We start from the raw sequence: 21,746 nt of genomic DNA, 5'->3' as shown, positions 1-21,746 counted from the left end.
ATATGAAAAAGAAAAGAATTGAAATTTTAGATGGATTTAGAGCTATTGCCATCATAATGGTTATGTGTTTTCACTTTTTTTCTAGATGGGCAAACATATACCCCTATGCAGATTCATATGATTATTTTTGGTTTGGTAGGTTAGGTGTTCACTTTTTTTTTATTATAAGTGGGTTTGTTATTTTTTATTCACTCAACAATACAACTTCTTTTAAAGTTTTCTGGAAAAATAGGTTGATAAGATTGTTGCCTTCTATGGTAATTGCAACGCTTATAACTTTTATTTTTGTGCTATTTTTTGATACTGAAAAAATATTTCCTCACGCGCATTTAGTAAAAAATGTCTTTGCAAGTATAACTTTTGTTCAACCCGAATTATTATCAACACTATGTGATAGAAAAATTGAATTTGATTATATAAATGGTAGTTATTGGAGTTTATGGCACGAAATACAGTTTTACTTTTTTATTAGTTTTATGTATTTTTTTTTCCAAAATAAATTTATGAAGGTGTTTTTTGTAACATCGGTATTCTTAACTTTTTTTTGGTTTTATATAAGTCTCCTAGATTCAACTGAAATATTTTTTTTAAAAAAACTTAAGTCAATATTTGAATTGTTTAACCTAATCAAGTCATTACCTCTATTTAGTTACGGTGTTTTTTATTATCTTTTATACAAAGGAGAATTCAAAAAATATATACTAATTTGTGTATTAGTTATGTTCTTTTTGCAATGTTCTTTATTTTGGTATGATAAGGCAAGAGTCATATCAATGTTTATAGGGCATATTTTATTTTTATTATTAATATGCAGAAGTCGTTATTTAAACTGGTTAAAAAATCCTCTTCTTATAAAAATAGGTGGGGCGTCTTATTTTTTGTATTTAATACATGAGGTAATAGGAGTAGTGCTAATTACCAAGTATGGAGATTTGGAGCATTACGCATTATTGTTTGTTCTTTTTCTAATGATATGCTTTGTTTGTGTAAGTGTCTTTTACACCCAAAAGGTTGAAATTAGAATAGGGAAGTATCTAAAGAAAAAAATGAGTTAGTTATTATTTCATGTTAAAAAAGAGTGTGCTGTAATAAAAAATTAGAGTAGTTAATTACTAATACACTTAATGTCTCTAATAAAATTGATTTCCAAATATTGATAATAATAAAAGTACCGGTTAATCATAATATGTGTTATTTTTATCTTTTGCTTTTAAGAAGTTATCATTTGTTTTTTAAACCAATTTTAAAAAAAAAAAAATTAAATGACGGTAAAAATTATAGCCGAAATAGCTCAGGCACATGATGGCAGCTTAGGTATGGCACATAGTTATATTGATGCCTTGGCTAAAACAGGAGTGGATGCTATTAAGTTTCAGACACATATTGCGGAGGCTGAAAGTAGCATATTTGAACCCTTTAGAGTAAAGTTTTCTAAACAAGATGAATCTCGTTTTGATTATTGGAAAAGAATGGAGTTTACCTTAAGCCAATGGAAAGAGTTAAAGCAACATTGTGATGATGTGGGTTTAGAGTTTATGAGTTCGCCTTTTAGTAATGCTGCTGTAGATGTATTAGAAGAAGTTGGTATTTCTAGTTATAAAATAGGCTCGGGTGAGGTAAGTAATCTGTTGTTGTTAGAGAAAATAGCGCAAACAGGAAAGCCTGTAATCCTTTCTTCAGGAATGAGTTCATATGAAGAGTTGGATGACACTGTAAGTTTTTTAAATTCTAAAGGTGTAGATTTTTCAATTTTACAATGTACAACCTCGTATCCCACTAAACCAGATCAATATGGTTTAAATGTGATTCAGGAATTAAAGGAGAGGTATAAGGTTCATGTAGGATATTCAGATCATTCTGCCGAGGTGGGTACAGGAATTGCTGCAGTTGCTTTAGGAGCCGACATTTTAGAATTTCATGCGGTATTTAATAAAGAGATGTTTGGTCCAGATGTATCTTCGTCTTTAACAATATCAGAAATAGAATTGTTGGTAAGATCCGTTAGAAACTTTGAAAAAGCGTTAAAGAACCCTATTGATAAGTCGGATAATTCAGAGTTTAAGGATTTAAAAGCTATTTTTGAAAAATCTTTAGCTATTAATAAAAATTTAGATAAAGGCCATATTATAACGTTTTCAGATTTAGAAGCAAAAAAACCAGCAAAAAAAGGGATCCCCGCTTCTAAATTTCAAGATGTTATAGGAAAAGAAACGACCAGAGTTATAAAACAATGGGAGTTTTTAAATTTAGAAGATATTAAATGAGTGTGAGAAAAATTTGTGTGGTAGTTACCGCAAGACCTTCATATAGTAGAATAAAAACGGCTTTAAAAGCTATACAAGAACACCCTAAATTACAATTACAGTTGGTAGTTGCAGGTTCTGCACTTTTGGGACGTTATGGTAATGCTGTTGACTATATTGAAAGCGACGGTTTTAAAATAGATGCCAAAGTGTTTATGGTGTTAGAAGGCGAAAATAAAACTTCTATGGCTAAAACCACGGGCTTGGGTGTTATGGAATTAGCCAATACTTTTTATAATTTAAAACCAGATGCTGTGGTAACCATTGCCGATAGGTTTGAAACTTTAGCAACCTCTATAGCAGCGGCATATCAAAATATCCCTTTAATACATATTCAAGGTGGTGAGGTTACGGGTAATATAGATGAAAAAGTACGTCATGCCAATACTAAATTAGCAGATATTCATTTAGTAGCCTCTGAAGATGCTAAAGTTAGGGTAATAAAAATGGGAGAGGATGCCCAATATGTTTTTAATACGGGTTGTCCGTCAATAGATATAGCTAACAAAGTAAAGAAATCGCCAGAGTTAAATTTCAATCCTATTGAAAAGTATGGTGGTGTAGGGAATGATATAAACTGGCAAACGGGTTATATAGTAGTTATGCAACATCCTGTAACCACAGAATATACAAAGGCCAAAGAGAATGTATTGTCAACTTTACGGGTGGTTCATAAATTGGGCATACCTGCATTTTGGTTTTGGCCCAATGTTGATGCAGGTGCCGATGGTACATCAAATGGTATTAGACTATACAGAGAAATTTATAAGCCAGAGAATATTCGTTTTTTTAAAAATATGATTCCTGAAGATTTTCTTAGATTACTAATTAATAGTAAATGTTTAGTAGGAAACTCTAGTGTAGGCATTAGAGAGTGTGCTTATTTAGGGGTGCCTGTTGTTAATATAGGAACGCGCCAACAAGGAAGAACACGTGGAGTTAATGTTTTTGATGTGTCTTATAATGAAGATGATATTGAATTAGCTATTAAAAATAGAATAACGAAAAAATCTCAAATACCAAGTGACTCAATTTATGGTAATGGTAATTCAGGAGAAAAAATAGCCAACATTTTAGCAGATGTAGCATTACGTTTTCATAAAACCATATCGTATTAATGAAGATATTAGGACTTATACCAGCACGTGGCGGTTCCAAATCTATTCCAGGAAAGAATATCAAAAAGCTAAAAGGCAAGCCTTTGTTGCAATATACCGTTGAAGCAGCTAAAAACTCTAAAAAATTAGCTCATTTAATTTTAAGTTCTGATGATGATGACATTATTCATGTAGCTAAAGAGTTAAACGTAGAGGTGCCTTTTGTAAGGCCAAAACACTTAGCGGAAGATGCATCACCAACTTTAGGGGTTATTCAGCATGCTTTACAATTTTATAAAGCACAAAACATACATTTTGATGCTGTATGTTTGTTACAAGTAACCAGTCCGTTTAAAACGGGAGCTTTTATTGATAAAGCCATAGCAAAATTTGAGAAATCTGATTGTGATGCTTTAGTATCGGTTCAAAAAGTGCCAGATGAATATAATCCGCATTGGACATTTAAAGAAAATAATGAAGGTTACATAGAGTTAGCAACAGGCGATAAAACAATAATTTCTAGACGTCAGGACTTGCCTAAAGCTTATCATAGAGATGGGCTTATTTACATTACAAAAACCGAGGTGTTATTAGAACAACATTCACTTTATGGTACTAAGTTGGCCTATATAAAATCACCTTTAGACTATACTATAAATATTGATACTCTAGATGATTGGAAACAAGCGGAGCTGTTTTTAAATTCTAAAAACACATAGCATGTGCGGGGTTGTTGGAGTTATAGGAGAAGATCATCATCAATATCGAATAGATGATATGCTGAGGTCTCAGCATCACCGAGGTCCGGATTTCACAGGTACTTATTTTGACAGTGGATTTGCTGCATTAGGACATAATAGGTTGTCTATTATAGATTTAACATCTAATGCTAATCAGCCATTTCAAGATACATCAGGAAGGTTTACCATTGTTTTTAATGGAGAAATTTATAATTATTTAGAGCTTAAAGATAGGTTGAAAGATGATTATAACTTTCAAACATCATCAGATACCGAAGTATTATTGGCTGTTTTTATAAAATACGGTAAAGCATGTTTAAGCATGTTAAATGGCATGTTTGCTTTTGCTATTTGGGATAGCTTAAAAAAAGAACTTTTTGCAGCAAGAGACCGTTTTGGTATTAAACCATTTTATTATATTAAGTATAATAAAACCTTAATTTTTTCTAGTGAAATTAAAGCCATACATGAAGCAGGTATTAAAAAAAATCCAAATGAACAGGTATGGTCTGGTTATTTTGTTAATGGTAGTTATGGATTGCCTAATGAAACTTTTTGGGAAGGTATCCATCAATTACCTGCAGGACATTTTTTAGAATATGCTCATGGTATTTTAAAAATTGAACAATGGTATGATTTTGTAAAAGCAGTACACCATCAACCCAAAATAAAAGATTACCAAGAGGCGAAAGCTGTTTATTTAAAGCTGTTAATTGATAGTGTAAACCTTAGGTTTAGAGCCGATGTGCCTATTGGTTTTAATGTTAGCGGCGGGTTAGATAGTTCTGCACTTTTGGCATTGGCAAACATTTCTCAACCTGATATTTCTAAAATACAAGCGTTTACGTTTTATACCAATAATAAAAATTATGATGAATTACCATGGGTAGAACAAATTATAGCCGCTTATAAAAATCCTTTAAATAAAGTTTTGTTGCAACCTCATGAAGTAACATCTTTATCAAAAGAAATTTCAGATATACAAGATGAACCTTTTGGAGGTATACCTACATTGGCTTATTCAAAATTATTTGCTTCGGCATCAAATAAAGGTATTAAGGTGTTGTTAGATGGTCAGGGAATGGATGAACAATTAGCAGGTTATGACTATTACAGAAATACCTCAGGTTCAAATATACAGGGCGTTAAAAAAAGTCCGTTTAGAGCCAATATGTTACATGAATCATTTGTAGAACTTTCTAAATGCAATACGTATCCTAAACCTTTTAATTCGTCAGTGAAAAATCTTCAATACAGAGATTTGTTTTACACAAAAATACCTAGAGCCTTACGTTTTAATGATAGAGTTTCTATGGCTTATTCAACCGAGCTAAGAGTGCCTTTTTTAGATTATAGATTGGTAGAATTTGCTTTTTCGTTACCAAAAGAATTCAAACTTAAAAACAATCAAGGAAAACAGCTTTTAAGAGATGTTATTTCAAAATATGTAGATAGTAACGTTACTTATACCCCAAAGCGCCCTTTACAAACACCACAACGTGAATGGTTAGGTGATGATTTAAAGGAATTTGTTCAAGAGCATATTAACAGCATTAAATCTTCAGAATACAAACACTGGTTTAATGAAAAAGAATTGGATTTAGAGTGGAGCAGATATTTGTCTGGTGATAATCAATCTAGCTTTCATATTTGGCAGTTGGTTAACTTCTCATTGTTAATGGTTTCTTAGGCCATATTTATTTCTAAAAATGGTATATTTAACCTTTTAAATTCAATTAAAATTTGAAGAGAAAAAAAACGAAACTAGGATTAGTAATAACAGATGGAGTTGGCTACAGAAACTTCATTTTAAGTGATTTTTTAGATTATGCTACTCAGCATTTTGATGAGGTAGTAATTTTATCATGTTTACCAAAATCTGTATATAACAAGCACACCCAAGTAAAGGTCATAGAACTTGATGTTTTTCAAGAAACTTTTAAAACTTGGTTTTTTAGAAAAGCCAAAGAAATTGCTCACCTTAGGTTGAATAAAAAAAATAACTTTGGAATTTTAGATAATTTAAAAGCCAACCATTCAAAATTAAAAACAACACGCGGGTATGCCACCCGTTTTATTTATAAGCTAACCGCTTTATTTCATTCAGAAACTACCATTCAACAGTTTCAAAAGCTACAAAATTTTACATTTAGAAATCATGATACAACTAAACAATATATCTCTATTTTAGAGGAAGAACAACTAGATATTATGTTCTTTACACACCAACGGCCGCCATATATAGCGCCTTTGGTATACGCTGCCCAAAAAAAACACATAAAAACAGCAGCGTTTATTTTTAGTTGGGATAATTTAGCTTCAAAAGGGCGTATGGCTTCAAACTTTAATTATTACTTGGTTTGGAGTGATTTAATGAAGCGTGATTTGTTGAAATTTTATAAATCTATAAAGGAAAATACTATTAAAGTAGTTGGAACGCCTCAATTTGTGCCTTATGTAATGGATGTTTATAAGATGCAAGCATCTGAATTTTTTAAGGATTTTGATTTGAATCCGAAATTAAAAACCATTTGTTTTAGTTGCGGTGATATTTCAACCAGTAAAAATGATGAGCTTTATATTGAAATAATAGCTAATGCTATTGATGCAGGCGATATAGAACCAATTAATTTTATTGTTAGAACATCACCTGCTGAAGACCCAGTAAGATTTAAAAAATTAGTTGAAGAATATGCTTTTATAACATGGAATTTTCCAAAATGGAAACAGGTAAGACCTAATCATCAAGAAGCATGGTCTCAAAGAATTCCTTCAGTTGATGATGTAAAACAGTTAAGAGCTTTGTTAGAGTATTCAGACTTAAATATTAACATGCTTTCTACTATGAGTTTAGATTTTATGATGTTTGATAAGCCTGTTATAAACCCTGTATTTGGAAATGAAGATAATGGATTGTATAATGATCAGCGTTTTTTAAATTATGAACATATTCAGCATTTAGTTAATAGTAAGGCTAGTAAGGTTGTGAAAAATGAAACAGCATTAATAAAAGCTATTTCTCAATGTTTATCGGGCAAAGTAGATTTTAAAAACAGAAAGGCATTTATTAATCAACAAGTAGGAATTCCTTTAAAAGAAACTAATAAACAATTGGTTAATAGTTTAGTTTCATGGCTTTAAATACAAAGAAAATAGCAATAATATGTAATTATAAATTGCTTCCTGAAAGGGTAGGCGGTATGGATTATTTTTTTTGGGCCTTTGATAAAAAGTGTAAAGAAAACAATGTAGAAATCCAGTGGTTCTTTCCTAACACTTCAAATCAAGGAGATTATTCATTTTTGAATATAATTTCTCCAGATGCAGACATAGCTTTAGAAACATTTGTTCTGCAAACTATTCAAGGGCAATATGATGTAGTGTTTACTCATTTTTTAGAATTGTGTACGTCATTTTATTGTCAACTTAAAAAGAAAACAGAGGCCAAAATTATAGCAGTAGATCATAACCCAAGACCATTGGGTGGCTACCCTGTAAAAAAGCGCCTAAAAAAACGTTTGAAAGGTTGGTTGTTTTCAAGGTGTATAGACCAGTTTATAGGGGTTTCTAAATATACTACTAATGAAATATTACAAGATTTTGGGAGCCATTTAAAAACTAAAACTTCGGTTGTTTATAATGGTATTATTATTAATGATATTAAGCCCAATTTAAAACGAAATATAACACACCCAAAGTTTTTGGTGGTCTCTCATTTAAGAGCTTCAAAAGGTATACAAGATTTAATAGATGCTGTAAATCTGCTTTCAGATGCTATAAAGGAAAATCTTAAAATAGATATTTACGGAGAAGGCCCATACGAATCTGAATTAAAGAAAAAGATAAGTCAGTTTAAATTACAAACTGTCTTTAATTTTAAAGGAAGTGTTTCAAATCTTAATGAACTGTATTGTCTTTACGATTACATGCTCCAACCAACGCATATGGAGTGTTTTAGTCTATCAATTCTTGAAAGTCTTGCAGCGAATGTTCCCGTAATAACCACTAATGTTGGAGGAAATGAAGAAGCTGTTAAGCATGAAGAAAATGGTTATATTTTTAATGCAAGAGATATTTCAGAATTAAAAGATATAATTGAAAGTGTGTTTCTTGGAGAAAAACAAATAAAAATAAATACTAGAACTGCAATAGAAGATTCTTTTTCGATTAAAAATATGGTTGAAAACTATTTTAAACTCATTTCATGAAAGTAGCCTATTTAACACCAGAATTTCCTCATGAAAAGACGTTGCCATCAGCAGGCATAGGCGCTAGTATCTTTAATTTATCCAAAGGATTAATGCAATTAAACCATAGTGTAATTGTTATTGTTTATGGGCAAGATAGAGATGAGGTAATTCAAGAAAAAGACCTAACTATTTTCAAGGTAAAGAATGTTAAGTTCAAAGGTTTTTCGCTTTTCCTAACACAAAAAAAAGTACAACGCTTAATTAACGATCTTTATAGCACAAGTAAAATAGATATTGTTGAGGCTCCAGACTGGACGGGGTTTACATCTTTCTTAAACGTAAAATGCCCTTTAATTATAAAGCTACATGGTAGCGACACCTATTTTTGTCATTTGGATAATAGATCAGTTAAATTCAAAAATAAGTTCTTAGAAAAGTTAGCGTTGCAAAAGGCAGATGGTGTCATTGCAGTGAGTAATTTTGTTGGTGAGTTAACTAATAAGGTGTTCAGCTTAAATTTAAAATTTAATGTGATTCCCAATGCAATAGACGTAAAACTATTTAATCCAATTGAGTCGAAAGAGAACGAGTGTATCCTATACTTTGGCACACTAATACGGAAAAAGGGCGTTTTAGAAATACCACAAATTTTTAACGAGGTACATAAAGTTTTACCGAGCGCGAAACTTATCTTAATAGGTAAAGATGCATCAGATATAAAAACAGGCAACGCTTCAACTTGGCAATTAATGAAGAATGAGTTTAGTGTTAATGCGAAATCTCAAGTTCAGTATAAAGGACAGGTGCCATACGCTGAAATTAAGAACTATATTAACGAGGCTACCGTATGTATATTTCCATCTTTTGCAGAGGCGCTTCCGGTTTCTTGGTTAGAGGCCATGGCAATGAAAAAGGCCATTGTTGCTTCTAATATTGGGTGGGCAAGTGAGATGATAGCCAATACTAAAGAAGGAGTTCTGGTAGATCCTAAAGATCATAAGGCTTTTTCAAAAGCAATTATAAGTATTTTAAATGATGTTACTTTACAAAACAACTTGGGAGATGCTGCAATTGTTAAAGTGAAAAACATGTTTGATTTAGAAGTTATAGCTAAAAAAAATATTGACTTTTATAAAACCTTAATAAACAATGTCTAATTCAAAATTGGTTTTAAAAGAATACGTAACAGAGTCTAATGAAGTGTTACTATATACAGGCCATCCTAATTTAGAATTGTTAGAAGGATTGGTACATACTCCTGGTGATGTTTGGCATAGCTCGGTAGAACAAGGTCTAAAAAACTGTTTTCAGGATATAAAATATCAGACAGCTGTTTACTGGTGGTTTTTAAATGATTTTGACCAAGATACTTGTGTTAATTGGCGTATTAATATCAATGCTTTTGTAATAAGAAAGCAAGTGTGGGATCTGTTTAAAGATTCAATTTTTAATTATGAAAATATAATGCTATCTGGTTTAGATTTTGGTTTCAATCTATTACGTTATCAAGGTGGTATTCCACTTTATGTAAAAGGCCTTTTTGTTAATGAGGAACAAGCCAATTTAAAAGTATCTTCAAAAGATAGATATTGTTTTTATCTAAAAAACTTCAAAAAACATCATAGCTATTATATGCTTTTAAGACAAGGTGTTTTCAAATTTTTTAGTGAATTTAAAGCATTAAAGGCAGCCACTGTTAAACTAGGCGATGTTAAAGGAAACGTTAGTTTAAATGTGCCTTTAAGAGATCTGGAACCTCTTAATTCCAAACCAACGGTTAGTTTGGTAATCCCTACAATGAAACGTCAAAAGTTTACAGAATTATTATTACAAGACCATAACGAACAAAGTTATCTAATAAAGGAAGCTGTAATTGTAGATGCTACACCAGAAGATGAGCGCGATTCAAAATATTACCAAAAGGAAAACTTTAAATTTGATATTAAGGTAAAATGGCAAACAAGCAAAGGTAGCTGTAGGGCTAGGAATGAGGCCGTAAATCTTTGTACAGGAGATTATATCATTTTTGCAGATGATGACATTAGAATTTTACCTGATTTTGTAGAAAACCATTTGAGATTTTTACAAACATACAAAGCAAAAGCAGCCAATGGACTGGATATTATGGCGACTAATCAGTCTCAAGATTTAAGTGATCTTAAACAAAGACTAGAAGATTTAGGTAAGAAACGATGGAAAGGAGGCGTTTCTCAAGCCTTTAGTAATGCTAACTCTATTGTTAAACGTAGTTTAGTGGAAGAACTTATTGGAAATGATGTTAATTTTGATGGTGGTTATGGTGAGGATTCAGATTTTGGACTCCGTATTCTAAAATCAGGTCATGCGGTAATGTATAATCCATTTTCACCAAATTTACATTTAAAGCCGCCACAGGGAGGCTACAGATTCTGGGGACAACAATCTAAGATTATTGGGAAAAAACGAAAAAAACAACCATGGGAATTAGATAAACCAGTTAAGTTTATAACCCCTGTTCCAAGTCCAACAATTACTTATGGCATTTTAAAACATTACAAAAAAGAGCAAATAAAAGAATGGAGAAACAAACATTTTTTTATTTACTTATTTAAAAAAGATAAAAAAACGCTACCATTACGTTTATTAAAACTGCCTTATAAGCAATATCAATTTTCAAAATCTTTAAAATACGCTAAACGTTTAATAGCTTTAGGTCCAAGATATAAATAGGATGAGATTTTCATTAATTATCTGTACATATATGAGGCCAGAGCCTCTTTTAAAATTGTTGAAGTCAGTTAAGAATCAATCTTTATACCCAAATGAGATCCTTATTATTGACGGTTCTACAAATAAAAAAACAGAACAGGTATTAGCGGAAAACGATTTTAGTAGTCTTAAATATTTTAAGGTAAATGCCATTAACCGAGGTTTAACCAAACAAAGAAATTATGGACTTAAGAAATTTAATGCGTTAACAGAAATTGTTTGTTTTTTAGATGATGATATTATCTTAGAGCAAAATTACTTCAAAGAGTTAATTTCAACTTATAAAGTCCATCAGAATGCATTAGCTGTAGGAGGGTATATAACCAATGAGGTAGATTGGATGAAATCTGATGGAAGTAATAACCCAACTAATTTTTATTATGACGAATGGATGCGAAAAGAGCCATCTAGATTTAAGTTAAGACGGAAGTTTGGCCTATTGCCAGATGCAACCCCAGGTTTTTTACCCTCATTTTCCCACGGACGCTCCATAGGATTTTTACCACCATCGGGGAAAACCTATGAAGTTGAATTGATAATGGGAGGTGTTTCAAGTTATAAAAAAGAAGTTTTTAACGAACTTCAGTTTTCAACCTTTTTTGAAGGTTATGGTTTGTATGAAGATGCAGATTTCTCATTGCGCCTAGCTAAACGAGGCAAGCTTTATGTTAATACTGCTGCTAGATTAGGACATTTTCATGATACAGCTGGTAGACCTAATAGGTTCAACTATGGAAAAATGGTAATAAGAAATGGTTGGTATGTGTGGCGGGTTAAATACCAAAACCCATCTACTAAGGCGCAATTTAAATGGCATGCTACTGCGTTATTATTAACAATAATTAGATTTACCAATATATTTACAACAGACAGTACTAAAAGTAAAGAAGCCTTCACGGAAAGTATGGGGAGGGTAGTAGGTTGGTTTTCTATTATTTTTAATAGTCCGAAAATTAAATTATAAATTTGACCTATGTTTAAAAAAATTGGGCAAGACTATTCTAAGTATAAAAAATATGGAGGTAACTTTATTTCTATTGTTTTTTTTACACAAGGATTTTGGGCCATTTTTCAACATAGAATTGCACATAGCTGCTACACGCTTAAAATTCCAATTGTTAAGCACATATTATTAGTTGTCTGTTTGGTTTGGCAAAAACTAATAGAAATACTCACAGGTATTTCATTGCCTTATTCGGCTAAAATTGGTTCTCATTTCTATATTGGCCACTTTGGCGGCATTATAATAAACGCTAAGGCGGTTATAGGGAATAACTGTAATATTTCGCAAGGTGTTACTGTTGGAGTTAGTGGTAGAGGAGATACCAGGGGTGTACCTACTATAGGTAATAATGTGTACATAGGGACTAATGCAGTTGTTGCTGGAAAAATTAACGTTGGAGATAATTGTGTGATAGCTGCTAATTCTTTGTTAGTAAGTTCTATTAAAGATAATGTTACAGTAGCCGGTGTACCAGCAGTAGTTATTAATAATAATACCTCTAAAGATTATATTTAATGCGGTTTTTGGTAATCACTAATGCACCAACCTTGTTACAAGACTCTAAACATGTCGCTTACGATCCATATGTTAGAGAAATGAACATTTGGTGCAAATATGTTGACGAATTTACTATTGTTTCTCCAACAACATATAATGCCGAATTATTGGTGTCTTCATTTAATAAGCAACCCAAAGTGATATCTGTTAATGGCTTTAGTTTTACGTCATTTTCCAATAGTATTAAGAGTGTTTTGTATATCCCCCAAATACTATTTAAAGTATTTAGAGCCTGTAAAAAAACAGACCATATTCATTTACGTTGCCCCGGTAATATAGGTTTGTTGGGGTGTTTTGTTCAAATATTATTTCCTAAGAAACCCAAAACAGCTAAATATGCTGGAAATTGGGACCCCAAAGCCAAACAACCACTCAGTTATAAACTGCAAAAATGGATTCTAAGTAACACATTTTTAACAAAAAATATGCAGGTTTTAGTTTATGGTCAGTGGGAAAAACAAACTAAAAACATCAAACCGTTTTTTACAGCATCCTTTTATAAAAATGAAATTGAAGATTTAAAACCCAAAGATTATACAAAAACACTACATATGGTGTTTGTAGGTAGTTTGGTTGAAGGAAAACATCCGCTTTTTACCATAAAGCTTGTTGAGCAACTAATAAAACAAGGAAAACGTATTTGTTTAAACATGTATGGTAATGGTGTTTTAAAACAAGAGTTACAAGACTATATAGATTATAAAAATTTAAAAACGTCTGTTTTTTTACATGGAAACCAAACAAAAGAAGTTATAAAAACCGCCCTGAAACAAGCGCATTTTTCTATATTACCATCAAAATCTGAAGGGTGGCCTAAAGCCATTGCCGAAGCTATGTTTTTTGGCGTTATTCCTATTGCAACCAAAGTGTCTTGTGTGCCCTATATGTTAGATTATGGAAAAAGAGGTATTTTAATAGATTTAAATTTAAAAACAGCTATACAGCTCATTTTGCACTATCTTGCTTCTGAAAATTTAACAGAAATATCAGACCAAGCAGCACAATGGTCACAGCAATACACTTTAGATGTTTTTGAAGCTGATATAAAAACATTATTACACTAATTATGAGAGTGCTTCAGTTGGTAGATTCTTTAGATGTTGGCGGAACAGAGCGCGTTGCCGTTAACATAGCTAATGCGTTATCTACTAAAATTGAAACATCTTTTTTGTGCGCAACCCGTAGCGAAGGTATGCTAAAACAAAGTTTAAACGCAGGTGTTGGTTATCTGTTTTTAAACAAAAAATCAACCTTTGATATTTCGGCAGTAAAAAACTTAAAACATTACATAGAGCAAAATAACATAAACATACTACATGCACATTCAAGTTCATTTTTTTTAGCTGTTTTAGTGAAGTTGAGGTATTCAAAAGTTAAAATTATTTGGCATGATCATTACGGAAATAGTGCTTTTTTAAATAACAGAAAATCAAAAGTACTAAAACTAGCATCTTATTTTTTTGAGCATGTTTTATGTGTTAATCAAACTCTAAAAGATTGGGCAATAAGTAATTTACACTGTAAACACGTAAATTTTATTCCAAATTTTGCTGTTTCTGTTTTAAATAAACCAGAAACACAATTAAAAGGTATAGAAGGAAAACGTCTTGTGCATTTAGCAAATTTAAGACCTCAAAAAGATCATGAAACGCTATTAGAGGCGTTTGCTATTTTAGTTAAAAGCAATACAGACTGGACCTTGCATTGTGTTGGTAAAGATTTTAATGATGATTACAGTAGGCAAATTAAGCAACAAATAACAGCTTTAAAACTTGAAAAACATGTGTTTTTATATGGAAGTAAGCCAGACATAGCACATATTTTAAAGCAGAGTACCATAGGAGTATTATCTTCAAAATCTGAAGGATTACCATTAGCGTTATTAGAGTATGGCTTAGCCAATTTGCCCTGTGTAGCCACTAATGTAGGCGATTGTAAAAAAGTTATAAGCTCACAAACTGAAGGTTTTTTAGTTGAAAAGCAAAACAGTTATGTTTTAGCAGAAGCCATTACAAAACTTATAAAAAATAAAGATTTACAAGAAACAATAGCAAAACATTTGTATAAAAAAGTAACACAATCTTTTTCAGAAGAAGCAATAATAAATAAATTGCTAACTATTTATAAGCAGTACATTTAATGAAGTTGAGTTTATACTATAAATTATTAATATTTCATGTGTGTTTAGGGGTTTTAGTTTTTGCATTTAAGCCCTTTGCAACAGTATATTTTTTATTTATATCAGCTTTTTTAGGATATAAAATTCTTAAAGTTTCAAAAAAAAATAAAGTGTTTTATGTGTTGTTAGCTTGTGCCTATATTGTTGGTGCTGAGGTTTTTTTACGAATGAATAATGGCACCATATTTTATGAAGCTAGTAAATATTTAGTTATTTTATACGTGCTTTTAGGTATGTTTAGTGTAAGTTTTACCAATAGAGCATTTTCATATGTGTTGTATATTTTATTGTTATTACCAGGTGTTTTTGTGGCTGTAACCGAAATGGGTTTTGAAACCAACATACGCAAAGCTATAGCATTTAATTTAAGTGGTCCCATATGTTTAGGTTTAGTAGCTGTTTTTTGTTACCGAAAAACCGTTACTTTCAAACAAATGCGTGTTATTTTATTAGGGTTTTTAATGCCACTGGTAAGCATGACGGTATATTTGTTTTTATTTACTCCAGATGTAAGTGCGGTAATAGATGGAACAGGTTCAAATTTTGCTACTTCAGGTGGCTTTGGGCCCAATCAAGTGGCTACCGTTTTAGGTTTAGCCATGTTTGTGTTGGCTGTTCGTTTTTTTTTATCAAAAGAAGCTTTACCGTTTAAGTTATTAGATTTAGGTATTTTGGCGCTTGTAGGTTTTAGAGCAATAGTAACATTTAGTAGAGGCGGTGTTTTAACAGCTGCTATAATGGTTGCTGCTTTTGTGGGTTTGTTTTATTTAAGAGTAAATTTGAAAAAAAAGTTTCAAATAAAGTTTTCATTACTATTATTTGCTGGTGCTATACTTTTTATGTGGTTTATTAGTTCTGTACAAACAAGCGGATTAATAGATAAACGCTACGCTAACCAAGATGCCTTAGGGCGTTCAAAAGAAGATGTTACAACAGGAAGGTCAGAATTATTAGCATTTGAATTTAAAGAATTTATAGACAATCCGTTTTTTGGAATTGGCGTAGGTAAAGTAAAAGAAGTCCGTTTTAATGAAACTGGCGTTGTAGCTGCATCTCATAACGAAATGAGTCGTATTGTAGCAGAGCATGGTTTGTTTGGTGTTATAGCATTTTTAATTTTGTTAATAGTGCCCTTAATATTAAGACTTAGAAACAGAACTAACATATTTTTTTATTCGTTTTATGCCTTTTGGTTATTAACCATAAATCATTCTGCAATGCGTATTGCAGCTCCTGCTTTTATTTACGGTTTATGCTTGTTAAATATAACGTATAACACGCCCAAAAAACGCTTTAAAACACCCCTAAAACCAGTTGTTGTTTAAACTTATGTAAAACCACTATTTTTAAGTATAATAATGAAAAACATACTTTACATAGGAAACAAATTGCACGCTAGCAACACTACAGTAACAACCATTGATACCTTAAGCATTAACCTAAAAAATGAAGGTTATAATGTTATTTCGGCTTCAAACAAAAAACAACAGTTACATCGTTTGTTAGATATGTTATTTCATATTGTGAAGTATAAGAAAAAAACAGACTATGTTTTAATTGATACTTACAGTACATTAAACTTTTATTACGCTTATTTAAGTAGTTTACTATGTAGAATTTTCAAATTAAAATACATTCCTATTTTACATGGCGGTAATTTACCCAAACGTTTAAAAAAATCGCCTAAACTATCAAAAGCTATTTTTAACAATGCTTATATAAACGTGGCACCATCAGCATATACAAAACATCATTTTGAAGAATTTGGTATTAACAATATAACCTGCATACCTAACAGCATTCAATTAGAAAAATATCCGTTTAAAAAGAGGAAAATACAAGATGTGAAGCTGCTTTGGGTACGGTCTTTTTCAAAAATTTATAATCCGGAATTAGCAGTTAAAATTTTAAAAGCATTAGAAAACGAAGGTATAAAAGCAAGCTTATGTATGGTAGGCCCCGAAAAAGATGGCACTATGAAAACAACCAAAGCTTTAGCTGAAAAACTTAATGTTGAAGTTCGGTTTACAAATAAGTTAAGTAAAAAAGCTTGGGTTGAATTATCAAAAAACTACACAATTTTTATAAATACCACATATTTTGATAACATGCCCGTAAGTGTAATTGAAGCTATGGCTTTAGGGTTGCCAGTAATATCTACCAATGTTGGAGGTATGCCCTATTTAATTAAAAATAAAGAAAATGGATTTTTAGTTGAAGCAGATAATACATTGGCCTTTGTTGAAGCCATAAAATTTGTAATAAATAACCCCAATAAAATTAGTGAAGTTGCAGATAACGCTTTAAAAACAGTAAAACATTATAACTGGAATGTAGTAAAACATGCGTGGTTTAAATTTTTAACATAATAGTTAATTGCACAAACTTTTTATCTTTACATCAAAATAATTCTCTCTTTGGTTTATGGCAAAAAGCAGTATACACTTTAATATATCAGAGCGTAAGGTGTTATTGCGTATTTTTGATGTGCTTTCGGTACTCATAATGCTATATTTTTTAGGTTATGCTTTTCATTTTGATTATTTCACCATAACCCAAGAAAACTGGCGTTGGGTAGTGGTGTTAATTGTATATCTATCGCTTTTTGGGTCTATTTTTGAAATGTACGATTTACGAAAATCTAGCCGTATAGAAAAAATTTCAACAAGCATTGTATTTACAGTATCAATAACCGTGTTGTTTTATTTGCTAACACCTTACTTTACTCCGGTTTTACCCGATAATAGGTTACAAATAGTATATTTTTATTTTGCCATATTAGTGGCTTTAATTGTGTGGCGTTTAGCGTATATAAATTTTATAGTGTCTCCAAGGTTTTACCGAAAGGCGCTTATTGTTGGCGAGACATCATATATTGAAACTATTATTGAAGCTTTTAAAGATGCCGACCCCAATTATAAAATTGTTGGTTTTGTTAATTGTGAGGCTAACAGTAAAGAATCTATAAAGTTTAATGGTGTTAAAGAATACAGCCCTAAAGATTTAAAAACTGTAGTAGCAAACGAACATATTTCTGAAATTGTTGTAGCAAGTTATAATGCCGAAACCATAACGTATCAAATTTACTATGCGCTAATTTCATTATTAGAAGATGGAATACCTATAAGAGAATATACCCATGTTTATGAAGATTTAACCGAACGTATTCCTGTGCAATTTGTAGGTAAAGATTTTTATAAATACTTTCCGTTTAGCCGAAGTAATCAAAATAAAATGTACTTGTTTTTTCGTAGGTTTTTTGATGTGTTTGTTGCTGCAATTGGCTTAGTTTGGGGTGTGTTATTTTTACCTGTAGTTTTAATGGGTAATGTATTAGCTAATAGAGGACCTTTATTTTATACCCAAGAGCGCATAGGTAAAAATGGCAAACCATTTAACATTATTAAATACAGAACAATGGTAAAAAATGCCGAAAAAGATGGCATTGCTTGGGCTAAAAAAAATGATGTACGCGTAACACCTTTTGGTAGGTTTTTAAGGCACTCACGCTTAGATGAAATTCCGCAGTTTATAAATATACTTAAAGGCGATATGAGCTTAATAGGCCCTAGGCCAGAGCGTCCCTTTTTTGTTAAAGAACTATCAAATATGTTACCTTTTTATGAAACCAGGCACATAATAAAACCAGGTTTAACTGGTTGGGCCCAGGTAAAAACACGCTATGGTTCTTCTGTTGATGATAGTTTATTAAAACTTCAATATGATTTATATTATATTAAACGGCGTAGCTTTTTATTAGATATAAATATTTTAATAAAAACATTAAGCACCGTTATATTTTTTAGAGGGCAGTAGTAAAGTAAACTATTTAGTTTCTGTTTACTTTAGATAAGTGCTTTGTTAAAAATACATACCTTATAAATAGCGCAATTAGTAATGGTATTAACCCAATTGCAAATATTTGTACACCAATAATCCAATGTAAAGTTAAAAGGCATAACATTATTATTAAAAAGTTTAGGTATTTAGTAAACCATGGTTTAACATGTTGTTTTGTTAATTGAAAAACCATTAAAATATTTAAGGCAAAAGCCCATAGTAAATTATAGTTTTGGTGTGTGCCAGTGTGGTCTGTGGCAAACCAAAGTAGTAAAATTAAAACACCAACAAGCCCTGTAAAACTAAACAAAATAACATCTAACCAAATGGTTCTTTTGTGCTTTTTCAAATCGTTGTAGGTAATAAAAACAATAATACTTGCTAAAATACTAAATACAAACAACGGACTTGTTAAAAATGAATTAGTAGCTTTTACGTCTTTCCGTTTAAAAATTACATGACTTTTTTTTACCAGCGGTTGGTTGGTTGTTTTATGAGTTGCTGCTTCAAAAAACTTGTAAATGTTTTCAGGTAAAAACATTTGTTCTTGGGCAGTAGCATTTCTGTCAATTACAGAGCCAAGTGCTATGTCTATACCTAAACTGCCCCACGTATTTTTGTTTACATTATCGTAAATTAAGTTTCTAAAGGTTTTTTCTGTATAATTTTCAGGTAAGTTAAATGTAATTTTATTGTTTGTTGCAATATTGGCTACGTCTTTAATTTTTGTGGCACAATTATCAAAAAAGAACTCATATAAATACCCTCTGTTTTCGGGTTTGTAATTACTAACTAAATAGTTGTAAAGTTGTTGTTTTTCGCTTTGCGATATATTTAAAACTTGTTCTTTTAATGTGCGGTTAAGGTAAACGTAAATTTGATAAAATCGGCTAAAATTATCCTTACTCATTAAATAATTAAGTTTGCCTTGGGCAAATTTTAAGTAAAAGTTTGGTGCTTCAAAATCATATTCACCGTAGCCATACACTATGTCTAAGCTGTTTTCAGGATCTTTAATTCTAAAGGCGCTATGCCCAAAGGCATCGTTAAGTGAATTTCCTGGGCCTGCAGTTAATATGCTAATTTCGGCAGCATTAGAAAGAGTTATTTCTTGTGAAAATGAAAAGGATGAAAAAATTAAAAAAAGAAAAAGTAGTTGTTTTGCCATTATCTAAAAATACTAAAATCTAGTTTTAATGAAAATATGTTTGAGTACAGCGCAACACTTTGGTCGCCTATATCAGTAAAAGCATAATCTACTTGAATGCCATTGTATTTAAAACCCAAACCAAAACTAGGTTGAAAGGTTAATTGCTCAGAATTATCAATTTGCAATTCATTTTGAAAATTCCCCATACCAGCGCGTAAGTACACCATATCAATATAACCAAACTCAAAACCTAAAGCGGGATTTACACTGGCAAATGATGTTGAAATGATATCGTTATTCTCTTCAAACCTCACATTTAAATTGGCGGCAGCTAAAAGAGTATAGTCATAATTAAAATTGAACTTTTTTGAAATGCCAATTTGTAATTTAGGTATTGTAATTTCGGTAGTTTCGGGTAATTCTTGGTTTTGTCCTTCAACAGCATCTTTAATAGTTTCAAATTCATCTTCATCAATAGCCCATGCGTTAAAAGTTGTTGTAATATCGCGTGCCATAATACCAAATTTCCAATTATTATTGGTTTCAAATTGTATAGCAGCATCTAAACCAAAACCCCATGACGATGCAAAATTGCCAATAATACGCCTAATAACCTTAGCATTAACGCCATAATTTAAACCTTGAACTGGCAGTTTACGTGCGTATGAAAATGTTAGTCCATAATCGGCTGTAGAAAAAAGGCTAATTCTATCATAATTAATATTGCCTTGCTCATCAATAAGTTGGGTGGTGTTTAAAATATCATCAACAGCAAACCTAATTAATGAAATGGCTACAGCGCTTCTGTCGTCAAGTGGCATAGCATAAGCCGCATAATCATAATTAGCAATGTTAGCAAAATAACTAGAGTGCATTAGGGCAAGTTGGTTATCATCTAAAGCTAATAAACCAGCAGGATTCCAATAGCCCGAATTAACATCGGCGGTGTGCGAGGTTACGGCGCCACTCATACCCAAAGCAGCAGCATCAACACCAATATTCATAAACTCATTAGAATATTTTCTAGTGGTTTGACTGAAAATGGTAATAGATACCAAACAAAAAAGCGTGCTTAAATAAACTTTCAACTGCAATTTTTTTACAAAGATGCACATAATTTACAAACCTATAAACTTGAATTTATATTAGATATTGCTTGTAACTAAAATTGTTTGTTATTTTTACCACAAATAATAAACATTATATGAAGCGGTACATACCTAACGCACTTACTCTTTTAAACCTTTTAAGCGGTTGTATTGCAGCTATATTTGCTGTTAATGGTAATTTTACTTGGGCTGCATATTTTGTTTTTTTAGGAGTTTTCTTTGATTTTTTTGATGGTTTTGCAGCCAGAAAACTTAATGTACAAAGTGAAATTGGTTTACAGCTAGACTCTCTTGCAGATGTTGTAACTAGTGGTTTGGTACCCGGAATTATTATGTTTAAGTTACTTGAACTTGTTGTTGCAGATTGGAGTACTTTAGATTTTGAAAACGAGTTTAACATGCCCTTTTTACCTATTTTAGGGCTTGCCATAACCTTAGCTTCAGCATATAGGCTTGCAAAATTTAATGTAGATACAGAGCAGCAAACGTTTTTTAAAGGGTTGCCAACACCTGCTAATGCCTTGTTAATAATATCTTTACCATTAATAATAGAGTTTCAAAATAATGATGCTATAAATGCTATTATTTTGAACAAATATTTTTTAATAGCTGTAACAATTTTAAGCTGTTGGCTACTAAACTCTGGTATAAAACTATTTGCTTTAAAGTTTAAAAACTGGAATTTTAAAGACAATGCCACACGCTACATTTTTATATTACTTTGTGTTGTATTGCTTGTAGTACTTAAGTTTGCAGCTATTCCTGTAATTATTTTATTATACATATCCATGTCTGTTTTAAACAATTTAACCTCAAAATAACATTTACA

Annotated in this window: 19 protein-coding genes; 17 read left to right on the top strand and 2 right to left on the bottom strand. The window is 31.4% G+C overall.

The annotated features are described in order from the left end of the window. The first annotated feature begins 2 nt into the window (after positions 1-2). The 16 genes from FUA26_RS08185 (at position 3) to FUA26_RS08110 (ending at position 18,634) form a co-directional block, all read left to right on the top strand. Positions 3-1,055 (top strand): acyltransferase family protein, encoded by a 1,053-nt coding sequence (locus FUA26_RS08185; RefSeq protein WP_147134175.1) that lies wholly within the window; start codon positions 3-5, stop codon positions 1,053-1,055. A 207-nt stretch (positions 1,056-1,262) separates the two neighbouring features. After that, entirely contained in the window at positions 1,263-2,264 is a 1,002-nt protein-coding gene (locus tag FUA26_RS08180; RefSeq protein ID WP_147134172.1) for an N-acetylneuraminate synthase family protein, read from the top strand. After that, on the top strand, positions 2,261-3,421 hold the full coding sequence (gene neuC, locus FUA26_RS08175; protein WP_147134170.1) for a UDP-N-acetylglucosamine 2-epimerase: 1,161 nt from the start codon (positions 2,261-2,263) through the stop codon (positions 3,419-3,421). Before FUA26_RS08180 ends, neuC begins: the two co-directional genes overlap by 4 nt. Then, complete coding sequence (locus FUA26_RS08170; RefSeq protein WP_147134167.1) at positions 3,421-4,119, top strand: acylneuraminate cytidylyltransferase family protein; 699 nt, start codon at positions 3,421-3,423, stop codon at positions 4,117-4,119. Before neuC ends, FUA26_RS08170 begins: the two co-directional genes overlap by 1 nt. 1 nt (position 4,120) lies before the next feature. Continuing rightward, a complete protein-coding gene (gene asnB, locus FUA26_RS08165) occupies positions 4,121-5,830 on the top strand; it encodes an asparagine synthase (glutamine-hydrolyzing) (protein ID WP_147134164.1) in 1,710 nt (569 codons plus the stop codon). A gap of 53 nt (positions 5,831-5,883) precedes the next feature. Continuing rightward, positions 5,884-7,281, top strand: a complete 1,398-nt coding sequence (locus tag FUA26_RS08160) for a CDP-glycerol glycerophosphotransferase family protein (RefSeq protein WP_147134162.1) — start codon at positions 5,884-5,886, stop codon at positions 7,279-7,281. Further along, complete coding sequence (locus tag FUA26_RS08155; protein ID WP_147134160.1) at positions 7,272-8,348, top strand: glycosyltransferase family 4 protein; 1,077 nt, start codon at positions 7,272-7,274, stop codon at positions 8,346-8,348. Before FUA26_RS08160 ends, FUA26_RS08155 begins: the two co-directional genes overlap by 10 nt. Then, on the top strand, positions 8,345-9,487 hold the full coding sequence (locus FUA26_RS08150) for a glycosyltransferase family 4 protein (protein WP_147134157.1): 1,143 nt from the start codon (positions 8,345-8,347) through the stop codon (positions 9,485-9,487). The genes FUA26_RS08155 and FUA26_RS08150 overlap by 4 nt, the downstream gene beginning before the upstream one ends. Next, positions 9,480-11,039: a glycosyltransferase family 2 protein gene (locus FUA26_RS08145; RefSeq protein ID WP_147134154.1), complete on the top strand. Its 1,560-nt coding sequence runs from the start codon at positions 9,480-9,482 to the stop codon at positions 11,037-11,039. Before FUA26_RS08150 ends, FUA26_RS08145 begins: the two co-directional genes overlap by 8 nt. A 1-nt stretch (position 11,040) precedes the next feature. Beyond that, positions 11,041-12,042 carry a glycosyltransferase family 2 protein gene (locus tag FUA26_RS08140; RefSeq protein WP_147134152.1) on the top strand — a complete coding sequence of 334 codons (1,002 nt, stop codon included), beginning with the start codon at positions 11,041-11,043 and terminating at the stop codon, positions 12,040-12,042. 9 nt (positions 12,043-12,051) lie between these two features. After that, on the top strand, positions 12,052-12,597 hold the full coding sequence (locus FUA26_RS08135; RefSeq protein WP_147134150.1) for a serine O-acetyltransferase: 546 nt from the start codon (positions 12,052-12,054) through the stop codon (positions 12,595-12,597). After that, entirely contained in the window at positions 12,597-13,703 is a 1,107-nt protein-coding gene (locus FUA26_RS08130; RefSeq protein ID WP_147134148.1) for a glycosyltransferase, read from the top strand. The genes FUA26_RS08135 and FUA26_RS08130 overlap by 1 nt, the downstream gene beginning before the upstream one ends. A 2-nt stretch (positions 13,704-13,705) precedes the next feature. Further along, positions 13,706-14,779 carry a glycosyltransferase gene (locus FUA26_RS08125; RefSeq protein WP_147134145.1) on the top strand — a complete coding sequence of 358 codons (1,074 nt, stop codon included), beginning with the start codon at positions 13,706-13,708 and terminating at the stop codon, positions 14,777-14,779. Continuing rightward, positions 14,779-16,143 carry an O-antigen ligase family protein gene (locus tag FUA26_RS08120; RefSeq protein ID WP_147134143.1) on the top strand — a complete coding sequence of 455 codons (1,365 nt, stop codon included), beginning with the start codon at positions 14,779-14,781 and terminating at the stop codon, positions 16,141-16,143. Before FUA26_RS08125 ends, FUA26_RS08120 begins: the two co-directional genes overlap by 1 nt. Before the next feature lie 33 nt (positions 16,144-16,176). Further along, the gene (locus FUA26_RS08115; protein ID WP_147134140.1) at positions 16,177-17,187 is read left to right on the top strand and encodes a glycosyltransferase family 4 protein; all 1,011 of its coding nucleotides are present in this window, start codon (positions 16,177-16,179) and stop codon (positions 17,185-17,187) included. A 55-nt stretch (positions 17,188-17,242) separates the two neighbouring features. Continuing rightward, a complete protein-coding gene (locus FUA26_RS08110) occupies positions 17,243-18,634 on the top strand; it encodes an exopolysaccharide biosynthesis polyprenyl glycosylphosphotransferase (RefSeq protein ID WP_147134137.1) in 1,392 nt (463 codons plus the stop codon). A gap of 13 nt (positions 18,635-18,647) precedes the next feature. On the opposite strand, the gene FUA26_RS08105 is transcribed toward FUA26_RS08110, so the two are convergent. Together FUA26_RS08105 and FUA26_RS08100 are read right to left on the bottom strand one after the other, a co-directional pair. Continuing rightward, positions 18,648-19,826: a lipoprotein N-acyltransferase Lnb domain-containing protein gene (locus FUA26_RS08105; protein ID WP_147134134.1), complete on the bottom strand. Its 1,179-nt coding sequence runs from the start codon at positions 19,824-19,826 to the stop codon at positions 18,648-18,650. Further along, entirely contained in the window at positions 19,826-20,896 is a 1,071-nt protein-coding gene (locus FUA26_RS08100) for a putative type IX sorting system protein PorV2 (protein ID WP_394344914.1), read from the bottom strand. The genes FUA26_RS08105 and FUA26_RS08100 overlap by 1 nt, the downstream gene beginning before the upstream one ends. A gap of 116 nt (positions 20,897-21,012) precedes the next feature. Between FUA26_RS08100 and FUA26_RS08095 the strand changes: the two genes are divergently transcribed. Further along, a complete protein-coding gene (locus FUA26_RS08095) occupies positions 21,013-21,738 on the top strand; it encodes a CDP-alcohol phosphatidyltransferase family protein (protein ID WP_147134129.1) in 726 nt (241 codons plus the stop codon). Positions 21,739-21,746 lie beyond the last annotated feature (8 nt).

It is taken from the genome of Seonamhaeicola algicola, assembly GCF_007997385.1.
GTDB lineage: Bacteria > Bacteroidota > Bacteroidia > Flavobacteriales > Flavobacteriaceae > Seonamhaeicola > Seonamhaeicola algicola.
Note: the sequence above shows the minus strand (reverse complement) of the source record. Positions and strands in the feature narration are given on the sequence as shown.

What these genes read in the sequence shown, in the direction of transcription:
- FUA26_RS08115 (WP_147134140.1), top strand. Translation starts at nt 16,177, where the DNA reads ATGAAAAACATACTTTACATAGGAAACAAATTGCACGCTAGCAACACT.
- FUA26_RS08120 (WP_147134143.1), top strand. Translation starts at nt 14,779, where the DNA reads ATGAAGTTGAGTTTATACTATAAATTATTAATATTTCATGTGTGTTTA.
- FUA26_RS08150 (WP_147134157.1), top strand. Translation starts at nt 8,345, where the DNA reads ATGAAAGTAGCCTATTTAACACCAGAATTTCCTCATGAAAAGACGTTG.
- FUA26_RS08180 (WP_147134172.1), top strand. Translation starts at nt 1,263, where the DNA reads ATGACGGTAAAAATTATAGCCGAAATAGCTCAGGCACATGATGGCAGC.
- FUA26_RS08135 (WP_147134150.1), top strand. Translation starts at nt 12,052, where the DNA reads ATGTTTAAAAAAATTGGGCAAGACTATTCTAAGTATAAAAAATATGGA.
- FUA26_RS08140 (WP_147134152.1), top strand. Translation starts at nt 11,041, where the DNA reads ATGAGATTTTCATTAATTATCTGTACATATATGAGGCCAGAGCCTCTT.
- neuC (WP_147134170.1), top strand. Translation starts at nt 2,261, where the DNA reads ATGAGTGTGAGAAAAATTTGTGTGGTAGTTACCGCAAGACCTTCATAT.
- FUA26_RS08130 (WP_147134148.1), top strand. Translation starts at nt 12,597, where the DNA reads ATGCGGTTTTTGGTAATCACTAATGCACCAACCTTGTTACAAGACTCT.
- FUA26_RS08170 (WP_147134167.1), top strand. Translation starts at nt 3,421, where the DNA reads ATGAAGATATTAGGACTTATACCAGCACGTGGCGGTTCCAAATCTATT.
- FUA26_RS08145 (WP_147134154.1), top strand. Translation starts at nt 9,480, where the DNA reads ATGTCTAATTCAAAATTGGTTTTAAAAGAATACGTAACAGAGTCTAAT.
- FUA26_RS08105 (WP_147134134.1), bottom strand. Translation starts at nt 19,826, where the DNA reads ATGGCAAAACAACTACTTTTTCTTTTTTTAATTTTTTCATCCTTTTCA.
- FUA26_RS08110 (WP_147134137.1), top strand. Translation starts at nt 17,243, where the DNA reads ATGGCAAAAAGCAGTATACACTTTAATATATCAGAGCGTAAGGTGTTA.
- FUA26_RS08185 (WP_147134175.1), top strand. Translation starts at nt 3, where the DNA reads ATGAAAAAGAAAAGAATTGAAATTTTAGATGGATTTAGAGCTATTGCC.
- FUA26_RS08125 (WP_147134145.1), top strand. Translation starts at nt 13,706, where the DNA reads ATGAGAGTGCTTCAGTTGGTAGATTCTTTAGATGTTGGCGGAACAGAG.
- asnB (WP_147134164.1), top strand. Translation starts at nt 4,121, where the DNA reads ATGTGCGGGGTTGTTGGAGTTATAGGAGAAGATCATCATCAATATCGA.
- FUA26_RS08095 (WP_147134129.1), top strand. Translation starts at nt 21,013, where the DNA reads ATGAAGCGGTACATACCTAACGCACTTACTCTTTTAAACCTTTTAAGC.
- FUA26_RS08155 (WP_147134160.1), top strand. Translation starts at nt 7,272, where the DNA reads ATGGCTTTAAATACAAAGAAAATAGCAATAATATGTAATTATAAATTG.